Origin of the sequence: Roseovarius gahaiensis (assembly GCF_011601345.1) — a bacterium.
Taxonomy (GTDB): Bacteria; Pseudomonadota; Alphaproteobacteria; order Rhodobacterales; family Rhodobacteraceae; genus Roseovarius; species Roseovarius gahaiensis.
On sequence record NZ_JAAORB010000005.1, the window covers coordinates 47,160 to 59,488 of the forward strand.

At 60.3% G+C, this 12,329-nt stretch carries 13 protein-coding genes; 7 read left to right on the forward strand and 6 right to left on the reverse strand.

What is annotated here, in order from left to right; genetic code table 11:
- Positions 1 to 72: 72 nt before the first annotated feature.
- Positions 73 to 885: a TIGR00282 family metallophosphoesterase gene (locus tag HAT86_RS04700; protein ID WP_167193925.1), complete on the reverse strand. Its 813-nt coding sequence runs from the start codon at positions 883 to 885 to the stop codon at positions 73 to 75.
- Positions 886 to 1,084: 199 nt separating this feature from the next.
- Here HAT86_RS04700 and HAT86_RS04705 point away from each other — a divergent pair, with 199 nt between their 5' ends.
- From HAT86_RS04705 to folP, 4 genes are all read left to right on the forward strand, one after another.
- On the forward strand, positions 1,085 to 1,477 hold the full coding sequence (locus tag HAT86_RS04705; RefSeq protein ID WP_167193927.1) for a c-type cytochrome: 393 nt from the start codon (positions 1,085 to 1,087) through the stop codon (positions 1,475 to 1,477).
- A 274-nt stretch (positions 1,478 to 1,751) separates the two neighbouring features.
- Positions 1,752 to 3,425, forward strand: coding sequence for a cytochrome c oxidase subunit I (gene ctaD, locus HAT86_RS04710; protein WP_167193929.1), 1,674 nt, complete (start codon positions 1,752 to 1,754; stop codon positions 3,423 to 3,425).
- A 213-nt stretch (positions 3,426 to 3,638) separates the two neighbouring features.
- Positions 3,639 to 4,571 (forward strand): dihydroneopterin aldolase, encoded by a 933-nt coding sequence (locus HAT86_RS04715; protein WP_167193931.1) that lies wholly within the window; start codon positions 3,639 to 3,641, stop codon positions 4,569 to 4,571.
- Between the two features lie 75 nt (positions 4,572 to 4,646).
- Positions 4,647 to 5,666 (forward strand): dihydropteroate synthase, encoded by a 1,020-nt coding sequence (folP, locus tag HAT86_RS04720; RefSeq protein WP_167193933.1) that lies wholly within the window; start codon positions 4,647 to 4,649, stop codon positions 5,664 to 5,666.
- 92 nt (positions 5,667 to 5,758) lie between these two features.
- On the opposite strand, the gene HAT86_RS04725 is transcribed toward folP, so the two are convergent.
- Both HAT86_RS04725 and ilvC read right to left on the reverse strand, forming a co-directional pair.
- On the reverse strand, positions 5,759 to 6,640 hold the full coding sequence (locus HAT86_RS04725) for a DMT family transporter (RefSeq protein WP_167194104.1): 882 nt from the start codon (positions 6,638 to 6,640) through the stop codon (positions 5,759 to 5,761).
- A gap of 118 nt (positions 6,641 to 6,758) precedes the next feature.
- A complete protein-coding gene (ilvC, locus tag HAT86_RS04730; RefSeq protein ID WP_167193935.1) occupies positions 6,759 to 7,781 on the reverse strand; it encodes a ketol-acid reductoisomerase in 1,023 nt (340 codons plus the stop codon).
- 130 nt (positions 7,782 to 7,911) lie between these two features.
- On the opposite strand from ilvC, the gene HAT86_RS04735 reads away from it, so the two are divergent.
- The 3 genes from HAT86_RS04735 to HAT86_RS04745 all read left to right on the forward strand — a co-directional run bounded on the left by HAT86_RS04735 (position 7,912) and on the right by HAT86_RS04745 (position 10,041).
- Positions 7,912 to 8,367 (forward strand): Lrp/AsnC family transcriptional regulator, encoded by a 456-nt coding sequence (locus HAT86_RS04735; protein ID WP_167193937.1) that lies wholly within the window; start codon positions 7,912 to 7,914, stop codon positions 8,365 to 8,367.
- Complete coding sequence (locus tag HAT86_RS04740) at positions 8,364 to 8,822, forward strand: Lrp/AsnC family transcriptional regulator (RefSeq protein ID WP_167193939.1); 459 nt, start codon at positions 8,364 to 8,366, stop codon at positions 8,820 to 8,822. The genes HAT86_RS04735 and HAT86_RS04740 overlap by 4 nt, the downstream gene beginning before the upstream one ends.
- Before the next feature lie 91 nt (positions 8,823 to 8,913).
- Positions 8,914 to 10,041 carry an aminotransferase class V-fold PLP-dependent enzyme gene (locus HAT86_RS04745; protein ID WP_167193941.1) on the forward strand — a complete coding sequence of 376 codons (1,128 nt, stop codon included), beginning with the start codon at positions 8,914 to 8,916 and terminating at the stop codon, positions 10,039 to 10,041.
- A gap of 56 nt (positions 10,042 to 10,097) precedes the next feature.
- Here the strand turns inward: HAT86_RS04745 and HAT86_RS04750 are convergent, their stop codons facing one another.
- From HAT86_RS04750 to HAT86_RS04760, 3 genes are all read right to left on the reverse strand, one after another.
- Positions 10,098 to 11,300, reverse strand: coding sequence for a UbiH/UbiF family hydroxylase (locus HAT86_RS04750; RefSeq protein ID WP_167193944.1), 1,203 nt, complete (start codon positions 11,298 to 11,300; stop codon positions 10,098 to 10,100).
- Between the two features lie 63 nt (positions 11,301 to 11,363).
- Positions 11,364 to 11,594: a hypothetical protein gene (locus HAT86_RS04755; protein WP_167193946.1), complete on the reverse strand. Its 231-nt coding sequence runs from the start codon at positions 11,592 to 11,594 to the stop codon at positions 11,364 to 11,366.
- 87 nt (positions 11,595 to 11,681) lie between these two features.
- Positions 11,682 to 12,326, reverse strand: coding sequence for a pyrimidine 5'-nucleotidase (locus HAT86_RS04760; RefSeq protein WP_167193948.1), 645 nt, complete (start codon positions 12,324 to 12,326; stop codon positions 11,682 to 11,684).
- Between the last annotated feature and the right edge of the window lie 3 nt (positions 12,327 to 12,329).

The window sequence follows — 12,329 nt, forward strand, 5'->3', positions numbered from 1 at the left end:
TGCTACTCTTACTGCGCGGCGCAGTTTCGCCGATGACGCAAGATGCGGCAAGCACCATCACGAAACCTGCGCTCAGGGCATGGCCTGCTCCAGCCTGCCACCTTGGCGCACCATCCGACAGTGCAGCGCCTTGCCTGTTTTATCATCGGTTTCCACAAACAACCCCGACAGTGTGACATCGCCCATGGCAGGCTGGAATCGTCCTTTGCCCATGCCGGTGACAAAGCGGCGCATCGGCTCGGCCTTTTCCATCCCGATCACCGAGTTGTAATCGCCACACATGCCCGCATCGCTTTGATAGGCTGTGCCGCCCGGCAGAATCTGCGCATCCCCGGTGGGGATATGGGTATGGGTGCCGACAACCACGCTGGCGCGGCCATCACAAAAATGGCCCATGCCCATCTTTTCGCTGGTTGCCTCGCAATGCATGTCAATCAACGACGCCTGCACCGCGCCGCCCGGCGGATGGGCGCGCAGCACCGCGTCGGCGGCTGAAAACGGGTCATCGAAACAGCGCTTCATGAACACCTGCCCCAGCACCTGCGCCACCAGCACCTTGCGCCCGCGCCGATCGGAAAACACCCGGTGCCCGCGCCCCGGCGCCTCCTTGGCGTAATTGATCGGCCGGATCACGCGCGGCTCGGATTCTATAAATTGCAGCATGTCGCGCTGATCAAAGGCATGATCCCCCAGCGTCACGCAATCCGCACCCGCCTCAAGCAGACCCTTGGCGTGATCGCCCGTCAGGCCCATCCCGCCCGAGGCGTTCTCGCCATTGACCACAACGAAATCCAGACGCCATTCATCGCGTAGCTTGGGCAGGGTATCAGCCACCGCACGCCGCCCTGCCCGGCCCACGACATCGCCCAAAAATAGAAGTCTCATGATCTGCCTCGTAGGGGCACGCGCGCCGCTTGGCAAGGGCCACGCGACAGGCCGCACCTGCCCCGGCCCGTGCCGGAAGGACGACAAAACGCCGCTGCCAATTCCCCCGCGCAGGGACAAGCAGCGCTTGCCGCATGGCGTGAAATTGTTATGTATTGCCTACAAACGCGCGATAGATAACCACCATAGTGAGGTCGGAATGAGAACTCTTATCACAGCAACTGCCGCGCTTCTGGCGCTTGGTGCCCCGGCACTGGCCGAGGGCGACGCCGCCGCCGGCGAAAAAGAATATCGCCAATGCAAGGCGTGCCACATGATTCAATCGCCCGAAGGTGAATCAATCGTCCGGGGCGGGCGTGTCGGCCCCAACCTATACGGCGTGATTGGCCGTGCCGCAGGCTCGGTTGAGGATTACCGCTATTCCGACGCCCTGATGGCTAAGGCCGAGGAAGGTCTGGTTTGGGATGAAACCAACATCGTTGAATATGCCAAAGATCCCAACGGTTTCCTCGATGGTCGCAGCAAGATGACCTACAAACTGCGCAAAGGCGGCGAAGACATCGCAGCCTTCTTGGCGACATTCTCGGAATAAACATTTTACGTCAGACGGTTAACTGCAGCCGCGCGGGGGCAAACCCGCGCGGCTTTGCTGTTTCATGGCGCTCCAGTGCCGTCCGACGCGGCACGCTTGCACACGCCCCGGACATGGCACACCCGCTGACCGCGCAAGAGGGTGCGACAAATTTATTTGATCTGGGTCAAACTCTCGCATTGCCTGCCTGCCCCAGTCATTCTAAAACCTGAATGGACGGGGGTGCCGTCAGACAAGGCGTGCGCCCGGATTTTTTACCAGCAGGAGGCAGACAATGGCAGACGCAGCCATTCACGGCCACGAACACGAAGACCAGCGCGGGTTTTTCACCCGTTGGTTCATGTCCACCAACCACAAGGACATTGGACTTCTCTACTTGGTGACTTCGGCAATCGTTGGCCTGATCTCGGTGCTCTTTACCGTTTACATGCGGTTGGAGCTGATGGAACCCGGCGTTCAGTATATGTGCCTTGAAGGCGCACGCTTTACCGCCGCAGCCGCAGGCGAATGCACGCCAAACGGGCACCTTTGGAACGTCATGATCACCTACCACGGTGTGCTGATGATGTTCTTCGTGGTGATTCCGGCGCTGTTCGGCGGTTTTGGCAACTACTTCATGCCGCTGCAGATCGGCGCGCCTGACATGGCGTTCCCGCGCATGAACAACCTGAGCTATTGGATGTTTGTCGCCGGGACGGCGCTTGGTGTCGCCTCGTTGCTGGCGCCTGGCGGCAATGGCCAGCTTGGCTCGGGCGTCGGTTGGGTGCTGTACCCGCCGCTTTCGACCACCGAAACTGGTATTTCGATGGATTTGGCGATCTTTGCCGTGCACGTTTCGGGCGCCAGCTCGATCCTTGGCGCGATCAACATGATCACCACCTTCCTGAACATGCGCGCCCCGGGCATGACCCTGTTCAAGGTGCCGCTGTTCGCATGGTCGATCTTTGTCACATCGTGGCTGATCCTGCTGGCCCTGCCTGTTCTGGCCGGTGCCATCACCATGCTGCTGACCGACCGTAACTTTGGCACGACATTTTTCGATCCTGCCGGTGGCGGTGATCCGGTGCTCTACCAGCACATCCTGTGGTTCTTTGGTCACCCCGAAGTTTATATCATCATCCTTCCGGGCTTTGGCATCATCAGCCACGTCATCGCGACCTTCGCGCGCAAACCGATCTTTGGCTACTTGCCAATGGTCTGGGCGATTATCGCGATCGGTGTTCTGGGCTTCGTCGTCTGGGCGCACCACATGTACACCGTCGGTATGTCGCTGACCCAGCAGTCGTACTTCATGCTGGCTACGATGGTGATCGCGGTGCCAACAGGGGTGAAGGTGTTCAGCTGGATCGCCACGATGTGGGGCGGCTCGATCGAGTTCAAGACCCCCATGCTGTGGGCCTTCGGCTTCCTGTTCCTGTTCACCGTGGGCGGCGTCACCGGCGTTGTTCTCAGCCAGGCGGGCGTCGACCGGGCGTATCACGACACCTACTATGTGGTCGCACACTTCCACTATGTGATGAGCCTTGGGGCTGTGTTCGCGATCTTCGCGGGGATCTACTTCTACTTCCCCAAGATGACCGGCAGAATGTATCCTGAATGGGCTGGCAAGCTGCACTTTTGGGCGATGTTCATCGGCGCCAACTTGACCTTCTTCCCCCAGCACTTCTTGGGCCGTCAGGGCATGCCGCGCCGCTACATCGACTACCCCGAGGCCTTCGCGGTCTGGAACTACTGGTCGTCGATCGGGGCATTCCTCAGCTTCGCGTCCTTCGTGTTCTTCTTCGGCGTCGTCTTCTACTCGCTGTTCCGTGGTGCCCGCTCGACCGAGGCGAACCCGTGGAACGAATACGCCGACACGTTGGAGTGGACCCTGCCCAGCCCGCCGCCCGAACACACGTTCGAGCAGCTTCCCAAGCGGGAAGACTGGGACAAACAACCGGCCCACTAACCCTTACGGCTGATTAACAATAACCACAGGCCCCGGCACCCCGCCGGGGCTTGTTTGCGTTTATCCCTCTGGCGCGGGCCGCCACGCCAGAGGCGGACAAGCCCCCTGCCCTTGGCTGCCGCCCCTGCCCCGACCCCTGTCGCTTTCGCGCCTTCACGAGGCAGGTCCGCCATGCTAAGCCCCGCGCAACACAGCCACACGGAACACCGCGCCATGTCACACGAAATACGCCTTGCCTTTGCTCACCCGTCCGAGCGCGCGGATGCCACAGCTCCGGATGGTCCGCTTGATCGTATCTCGGTGCGCGACCATATCGTCGAGGTTGAGATCGGCGCGTTTCAGGCCGAACGCGGCGTCACGCAGCGGGTTTGCTTTAACGTCGTGGTCGAAGTGCGCCCCATCACCGACCCGCTTGACGACGATGTTGATCGCATCCTCAGCTATGACAAGGTGACCGAGGCCATCGCGGCAGAACTGGCCGAAGAACGGCTGAACCTTCTGGAAACACTGTCCGAACGGATCGCCGAACGCATCCTGTGGGAGCCCCAAGCGGTGCGCACCTTCGTGCGGATCGAAAAGCTTGATCGCGGCCCCGGTGCGCTTGGCGTGGAAATCGTGCGCTCGGTCGATGATCTTGCCACCAACCCCGTGGCCCATCACACCGACACCACCCCGCATCCGCATGTGGTGTTTCTGACCAATGCCGCAATCCGCTCACCCAATCTAGGCCGCTGGCTGGATCAATTGGAACAACGGGCCGAACCGGTGATTCTTTGTGTCGGCATGTCCGACACCGCCCCGCCGCGCACCGGCCATACCATGACCCAACGCCGCGTCGATCTGCTGGCCATCGAACAAAATGCTTGGGTTCTGGCCGGGCGCGATGACCGCTGCGTTGTCGTTAACACAAGGACCGAATTGGATTGGGCCATGAAAAACGGCCAGATCAGCGTTTGGGCGCCGTCCAAAATCGTGCTGGATGCGGTCGATGGCCCGTCAACCGGGCCAGATGATCCCGTGGCGCTTGCAGCATGGTTTTCGGGCCATATTGACGCCTCCGACCTTCTGTTGATCGGGGAAACCCCGCCCGCCTCGGGCGCGGATGTGCCAATTCTTGTGCAGGACATCGCGCAATCAGGGCTGTAAACCTGCGCAGCACTGGCTTGACCTTGCGCCTCATCCGTCAATAAAGGGACAACCCTGCGCAGATCGGAGCGTTTCATGGCCACCTATTACCGCCCTATTGCCCGCTATGACCATGCCCGGCCTGACGGCGCGCTGCCGCTTGCCGGTGGGCCGCTTTGGTTCGATACCGTGGAACTGCTGCGCCGTGATGCGCCGCCGCAGCTCAGCCCTGCACACAGCGCCCCGACCGAGGTTGTGGCGCGGTTGACCGCCCCGCGCGCCCCTGTGGCCGGGTTAGAGCTGTCCGAACCGCGCCTGATGGGCATTCTCAACGTCACCCCCGACAGTTTTTCCGATGGCGGCCTACATTTTGAACCCGCCTCGGCGCTGGCGCATACCCGCGACATGATCGGCGCAGGGGCGGCGATCATCGACGTGGGCGGCGAATCCACCCGGCCCGGCGCCTCGGAAATCCCGATTGACGAGGAAATCCGCCGCACCGCCCCGGTGATCGCGGCGATCCGCGCCGAAACCGACATCCCGATATCCATCGACACCCGCAAAGCGCCGGTGGCCCACGCCGCGCACGAGGCTGGTGCAAACCTGATCAATGATGTGGCAGGCTTCACCTTTGATCCCGACCTTGCGCCGTTTGCGGCGTCGGCCAGCCTGCCGGTTTGCGTGATGCATGCGCAAGGCACACCCGATATGATGCAGGTGGACCCGCGCTATGATAACGTGGCCCTTGATGTCTATGACTACCTGTCAGACCGTGTTGAGGTGCTGACCGCGCTTGGCATTCCACGTGATCAGATCATCGTCGATCCCGGTATCGGCTTTGGCAAAACGCTGGATCACAACCTGACGTTGTTACAGAATTTGTCGCTCTTCCACGCGCTTGGCTGCCCCATCCTGTTGGGCGCGTCGCGCAAGCGGTTCATCGGCACCATCGGCGGCGCCGAAGAGGCGCGCCACCGCGCCCCCGGCTCGATTGCCGTGGCCATTGCCGGCGTCGCCCAAGGCGTTCAGATGCTTCGGGTGCATGACGTGCGCGAAACCTCCGAGGCGCTGCGCCTGTGGCAATCCGCCACCTTGGGCCAACAGGGCAAGGACTGAATTTCGGATCGGTTCCGCCAAATGGACGAAAAAATGTAACTTTTGGCGGTTTTACGGCCAGATATGCAGCATTCGCATTGAGATTTTATAATTTACTGACGGCGAAACAGGCGGCTTAACGGGCCGTATTGGCTCAACCCCACACCGCAGAGGATCAGCGCCAATGCCGACAACAGGCTTGGCGGCAATGGTTCGGCCAAGACAAGCGCCCCCAGAACCACAGACCAGACCGGCACCTGATAGTTCACAAGGCTCATGAACACCGGGCCCGCCGAGCGGATCACCAACACCCGCAACAGGCTGGCCCCGGCGGTTGGCACCAGCCCCAGAAATAGCAATACATACAACGTGTTGCGGTCAGTTGACGGCGGTGGGCCTTCAATGGCCCAAGCGGCAAAAATCACGATCACGGCCCCGATCAGCAGCGTCACAGCATTTAGCCCTATCGAATCCACCTGCGGCAAGAGCCGCATTTGAACAGAACTGACCGCATAACACCCCGCCGCAGCGACACAGGCAGCACGGCCAAACCCCTCCAAAGATTGGCCAGTCGATGCAAAGGCCTGCCCACCGATCAAGATCACGACACCCAGAAAACCAATCACGAACCCCGCCACTTTGCGCGGCGTCAAAGACTCACCCGGAACCAAGAAATGCGCCAGCGGCAGCACCAGCAATGCCACGGCGGCCATCGACACGCCCGCAAATCCCGATGTCACATATTGCTGCCCCCAACTCAGCAACATGAAGGGCACGGCGGACGACAGCGCGCCAATGGCCACGATACGTATTACATCCATTTTTCCAAGGGGTTGCGCGAATAACTTAAAGCCACGCCAGCCCCAGATCGCCACCATCAGAAGTGTCGCAAATCCAATCCGCGCCGCGGCCAGCCAGAACGGGGTGATCCCACGCAGGGCCACTTCCATCACCATGAAGGTCGCGCCCCAGACCAAGCCAAGCGCGGCCACCATCACCCAACTTTTTCCGGTAATTTCTGGCACTTACGATACCCTTTTCGACCGCTCGAACGGAAAAGACCCCAGCCATGGGCCGGGGTCAATCCATGAAATCAAAGGCTGTTGGTCCCGATCAGTTCTTTTCTTGATCCACCAATTTACCGGCGCTGATCCACGGCATCATATCGCGCAGTTTCTTGCCCACTTCTTCGATCTGGTGCGCGTCGTTCATGCGGCGCGTGCCCTTGAAGAACGGCTGGCCAACCGCGTTTTCCTGCATGAAATCACGCACGAATTTACCGGTCTGAATATCGTGCAGGATCGCCTTCATCTCTTTCTTGGTCTGCTCGTAGGGCAGAACGCGCGGCCCGCTGACATATTCGCCATACTCGGCCGTGTTCGAGATCGAGTAGTTCATGTTCGCGATGCCGCCTTCGTAGATCAAATCAACGATCAGCTTCACCTCGTGCAAGCACTCAAAATACGCCATTTCAGGGGCGTAGCCCGCTTCGACCAGCGTCTCGAAACCCATGCGGATCAGTTCCACAACGCCACCGCACAGAACGGCCTGCTCGCCGAACAGGTCGGTTTCGCATTCTTCCTTGAAGTTGCTCTCGATGATGCCCGAACGGCCACCGCCGATGGCCGAGCAGTAGCTGAGGCCGATTTCCAAAGCCTTGCCCGACGCGTCGGTATCAACGGCCACAAGGCAGGGCACGCCGCCGCCTTTGACGTATTCGCCGCGCACGGTGTGGCCGGGGCCTTTGGGGGCCATCATGATCACGTCGACGCCTTCTTTCGGCTCGATCAGGCCGAAATGCACGTTCAGACCGTGGGCAAAGGCAATCGCCGCACCGGGTTTGATGTGATCATGCACGTATTTCTTGTAGGTCTCGGCCTGCAATTCGTCGGGCATGGTGAACATCATCACATCACACCATGCGGCGGCCTCGGAAATCTCTTTCACGTCAAGGCCTTCGGCCTGTGCTTTCTTGGCCGACGGCGAGCCGTCGCGTAGGGCAACACACAGGTTCTTGGCACCAGAGTCGCGCAGGTTCAGAGCGTGCGCGTGGCCTTGGCTGCCGTAGCCCAGAATGGCCACTTTCTTGTCTTTGATCAGGTTGATGTCGCAATCACGGTCATAATAAACGCGCATTGAGTTCTCCACTTCGGTTCAGGTTTCCAAGGTAGACTACCGTAAAGACGGAAATTAGGCGGTCATATCGGGTATATTTTCCAATATTTTAGCAGTATTCATTCTTTGTTTGCAATTTTGTGGAAATATCATGCTTGACGATGTGGACCTGCGCCTGCTGCGCCATTATCAACACGACGCCACCCTTGGCCCGGCCGATCTGGCCGATCTGGCCGGGCTGACCGTTGCGACCTGCGCCCGCCGACTGGACAAGTTACAGGCCGCCGGTGTCATTCGCGCCAACCGCGCGGTCATCAATTGGCGTGCGCTTGGGTATGAGGTTGAGGTATCGTTGCGGATCACACTGGACAAAACCCAGCCCCGGGCCTTCGACGATTTTCTAGACGCAGCCCGCAACGTGCCCGATGTCGTTGAAATTCAAACCTTTCTAGGACGGGTCGATCTGCGCCTGTCGGTCATCGCCCGCGACATGGCGCATTATCAACACATCTATCGCAGCGCTATTCTGACCCTGCCGCATATCGCGGATATCGAGGCACTGATGCATGTGGCGCGGATCAAATCGGACGAGGTGCTGCCCCTATGATCGAGCTGGATACAACCGACCGTCTGATCCTGCGCGCACTGGCCCAAAACGCCACGCAAAGCGCGTCGGCCCTTGGTCGCAAGCTGAACCTGTCGCAACCGGCCACATGGCGGCGCATCAAGCGCCTGCGCGAGATCGGCGTGATTGCGGGCCAGAAGCTTGATCTGGACAAGGAAAAGCTTGGCTTTGGCGTCACAGTGTTTCTGGGGGTCAAGCTGGCCACCAAGGGGCGTGTCAGCCTTGAGGATTTCGAGCGCGCGGTTTCAGCCATCCCCGAAGTGCAAACCGTCGAACATATCCTTGGCCTCTATGATTACCGCTTGCGGGTCGTGGCCCGCGACATATCAGATTTCGAACGGGTTTTGCGCCGCCGGATCATGACATTGCCGGGTGTCGGCGATGTCGAGGCCAATGTCCTGCTAAGCGAAGAGCGCCGCCCCGGCCCGATTGGGTAGGGTCGCCTATGGCCGGTATGCAAAGGTAGGCTTTGCCAAGCGTGCCGCGACAAGCTAGCAATTGTCTCAAATCGAATGGAGGAACCAGCGCATGACCGCTTTGCTTGATACTGTTGATCCCGATGGTTTGGAAGAATTCTCGGTGGTGTTCACCGACCGCTCGCTCAATCACATGAGCGAGAGCTTCCAACAGGTGATGCGTGACATCTCGGGGATGTTGAAAGACGTCTACAAGGCCGATGCCGTGGCCTTGATCCCCGGTGGCGGCAGCTATGCGATGGAGGCGGTTGCGCGCCAATTCGGCACCGATGCCCATGCGTTGATCGTGCGCAATGGCTGGTTTTCCTATCGCTGGAGCCAGATTTTCGACGCGGGTCAGTTTACTGCGGACACCACAGTGTGCATGGCGCGCCAAACCGGCAACGGCGCGCAAGCCCCCTTTGCCCCGGCCCCGATCGAGGAGGTCACCGCCAAAATCCGCGAGGCCAAACCCGATGTGGTGTTTGCCCCGCATGTGGAAACCTCGGCTGGCATCATCCTGCCCGATGATTACGTGACAGCCTTGGCAGATGCCGCGCACGAGGTGGGCGCGTTGATGGTGCTGGATTGCATCGCCTCGGGCTGCGCGTGGGTGGACATGCAGGCCACCGGCGTGGACGTGCTGATTTCCGCGCCGCAAAAGGGCTGGTCGGCCTCGCCCTCTGCCGGGTTGGTGATGATGTCGGCGCGCGCGGTCGCGCGTCTGGACACCACAAAATCCAACAGCTTTGCCATCGACCTGAAGAAATGGCACGACATCATGCAGGCCTATGAAAACGGCGGGCACGCCTATCATGCCACCATGCCCACCGATGCCTTGCGCGCGTTTCGCGACACCATGATCGAAACCCGCGATTACGGGTTTGAAAAGCTACGCGATGCCCAGTGGGAGCTTGGCAATGCCGTGCGCGCCATGCTGGCCGACAAGGGCGTGACATCCGTCGCTGCCGAAGGCTTTGGCGCACCGGGCGTTGTGGTTAGCTACACCGACGATCCCGACATTCAGAATGGCAGCAAATTTGCCGCCCAAGGTATGCAGATTGCCGCAGGTGTCCCGCTGGCCTGTGATGAGCCCGAAGGCTTTCGCACATTCCGTCTGGGGCTGTTCGGGCTGGACAAACTGTATGACGTGCCGGGAACGGTTAGCCGTTTGAAAACCGTTCTGGACAAAGTGCTTTAAAAGGCCCGCTCACCCGCCATGACAGGCGGGTTCGCAAGTTTGGCGCGCGCGGTGGTTTATCCGCGTGCGCCCAATCCAAGCTGCATCAGCGTTTTGCGCACCGGGGCCAGTGAATAAATCGCATTCAGCGTCATGGCGCGCGCATCGCGCAAGGGCTGCGCCTGCATCATCGACGCCCGGTTCAACACGTCGATGCCCCGCACCCGCGCTGAAACTTCCCAATGCCGGCGGCGGTGATATGCCTGAAGCATCTGCGCATCGCCCAAGCGCTCGGGCGCAGCCTCGGCCAATTCCAGAAGCACCCGCATATCCCCAAGTGACATGTTCAAGCCTTGCGCCCCGATGGGTGGCACGACATGGGCCGCCTCGGCCACAAGCGCCACGCGTTCGCTATACATCTGGTCCGCCTGCTGGCTGATGATGGGCCATGTGGTGCGTCGCGACGCCAGCGACAGCGGCCCAAACAATTGGCACGACCGCACGTTCATCGCGGCCTCAAAAGCGTCAACCGGCAAGGCGGCAAGGCGTTCGACCTCAGGGCCGTCTTCCATCCAGACGATAGCCGAACTGGGCCGCCCGTCGTAATCCGGCAAAGGCACCAAGGTGAACGGCCCGCCTGAGCGGTGAATTTCGGTCGAGACATTTTCATGCGGGATTGGGTGTGTGACAGCAAAGGCCAAGGCTTTTTGCCCGTAGCGCGTTGTTTTCACGCCAATTCCAGTGGCGTCGCGCACCGGTGAGTTGCGGCCATCGGCGGCGATCACAAGACGACAGCGCACCCGGCTGCCATCGGTCAGGCCAACGCGGGCCTCGGACTCGCGGGTGAACAAGGACGCAAATCCGGTGCCGGGCCGAAACTCAACGGTGTCGAGCGTCTGCAGATGCGCCACCATCTCGCGCCGTAGCAGCCAATTGGGCAGGTTCCAGCCAAACGGCTTGTCCGAGATGTCCGCAGCGTTGAATTCCTTGGTCAGGCGCGGTTCGGGGTTTGGGCCACCTGCGTCGACGATCCGCATGATCTGCAGGTCCTCGGCATGGGGGGCAAGCCGTGCCCACACGCCTGCCCTGTCCAACAGCGCCTGCGCGGGCTGCAAAAATGCCGTTGTCCGCAGGTCAGACCCTTCGGAATTACGCTCGGTTACCGGCGGCGTCGGATCGACGCACAGCACCGAAAATCCGGCACTGCCAAACACAGCCGCCGCCGTAAGACCGGCCACGCCGCCCCCCGAAACTACGATGTCGAACTCCGGTTTGGTCATTGCGCTGCCCTCCTGCGGTTCAACATAGGCCGCCTGCCGATAAGCGCCAGCAGATCGGCAGTGTCACCCCCGGGAAATCCAGATCAGCACAGCCATCATCACCGGAACCATTGCCACCGCCGGAATATAGAGACCAGGAACGCCCCACATCACAAAGCTGGCGGCCCATGCTGCGACCAGCACAATAACGGTCAGCAGAATCGGACCGGCCACCGCGATATCCGCGTCTTTGTCTGCGCTGGTGGTGTGGTTGTCTTCGGTTTTGGATGCGATACCCGTGTCGAGTGCTGTCATGATCTTTCCTTGGACGAATTAGAACTGTGCGTTATAAATATGACGCGACGCCATTCCACAAAGGCACATTTCGACGCATGCGACAGTTCAGACCAGTCGCGTCAGAAACTCGGCCAGATCATCGGTGTGGTGGTGGATATGATCGGTTGGCAAGGCCTCCGGGGACACATGTATCGTCCGCATTCCCAAGGCGTGCGGCGCACGCAGGTTGCGTGGATCATCCTCGAACATGGCGGCGCGCGCGGGCATCAGCCCATCACGCTGGAATATCGCCTCGAACGCCGCTTGTTCGGGTTTGGGCCGATAACCTGCATGTTCGACGCCATAGACCGCATCAAAAAGCCCCGACAGCCCGCGGCGGTCGATCACTTGTTCTGCATACGGGCCGCTGCCATTGGTGTAGACGATCTTGCGCCCCGGCAAACCATGGATGGCATTGCGCAGGTTGAGGTCGGGCAGCAACGCATCGAACGAAATATCATGCACCGCCACCAGATAGGGATCAGGATCAACGCCATGCTCGCGCATCAGCCCGGCAAGCGTGGTGCCATGTTGCCGCCAGTAGTGATCGCGCAAACGATCCGCTTCCACGTGGTCAACACGCAGCGCCGTCATGACGTATTGGGTCATGCGCTGTTCGATCTGATCGAACAGCCGCACCTGTGGTGGATAAAGCGTGTTGTCCAAATCGAACACCCAGCTGTCCACATGATCAAAGTATTGCTTCGGCATGGC

What these genes read in the sequence shown, in the direction of transcription:
- HAT86_RS04715 (WP_167193931.1), top strand. Translation starts at nt 3,639, where the DNA reads ATGTCACACGAAATACGCCTTGCCTTTGCTCACCCGTCCGAGCGCGCG.
- folP (WP_167193933.1), top strand. Translation starts at nt 4,647, where the DNA reads ATGGCCACCTATTACCGCCCTATTGCCCGCTATGACCATGCCCGGCCT.
- ilvC (WP_167193935.1), bottom strand. Translation starts at nt 7,781, where the DNA reads ATGCGCGTTTATTATGACCGTGATTGCGACATCAACCTGATCAAAGAC.
- HAT86_RS04760 (WP_167193948.1), bottom strand. Translation starts at nt 12,326, where the DNA reads ATGCCGAAGCAATACTTTGATCATGTGGACAGCTGGGTGTTCGATTTG.
- HAT86_RS04740 (WP_167193939.1), top strand. Translation starts at nt 8,364, where the DNA reads ATGATCGAGCTGGATACAACCGACCGTCTGATCCTGCGCGCACTGGCC.
- ctaD (WP_167193929.1), top strand. Translation starts at nt 1,752, where the DNA reads ATGGCAGACGCAGCCATTCACGGCCACGAACACGAAGACCAGCGCGGG.
- HAT86_RS04750 (WP_167193944.1), bottom strand. Translation starts at nt 11,300, where the DNA reads ATGACCAAACCGGAGTTCGACATCGTAGTTTCGGGGGGCGGCGTGGCC.
- HAT86_RS04725 (WP_167194104.1), bottom strand. Translation starts at nt 6,640, where the DNA reads ATGGTGGCCGCGCTTGGCTTGGTCTGGGGCGCGACCTTCATGGTGATG.
- HAT86_RS04745 (WP_167193941.1), top strand. Translation starts at nt 8,914, where the DNA reads ATGACCGCTTTGCTTGATACTGTTGATCCCGATGGTTTGGAAGAATTC.
- HAT86_RS04700 (WP_167193925.1), bottom strand. Translation starts at nt 885, where the DNA reads ATGAGACTTCTATTTTTGGGCGATGTCGTGGGCCGGGCAGGGCGGCGT.
- HAT86_RS04755 (WP_167193946.1), bottom strand. Translation starts at nt 11,594, where the DNA reads ATGACAGCACTCGACACGGGTATCGCATCCAAAACCGAAGACAACCAC.
- HAT86_RS04705 (WP_167193927.1), top strand. Translation starts at nt 1,085, where the DNA reads ATGAGAACTCTTATCACAGCAACTGCCGCGCTTCTGGCGCTTGGTGCC.
- HAT86_RS04735 (WP_167193937.1), top strand. Translation starts at nt 7,912, where the DNA reads ATGCTTGACGATGTGGACCTGCGCCTGCTGCGCCATTATCAACACGAC.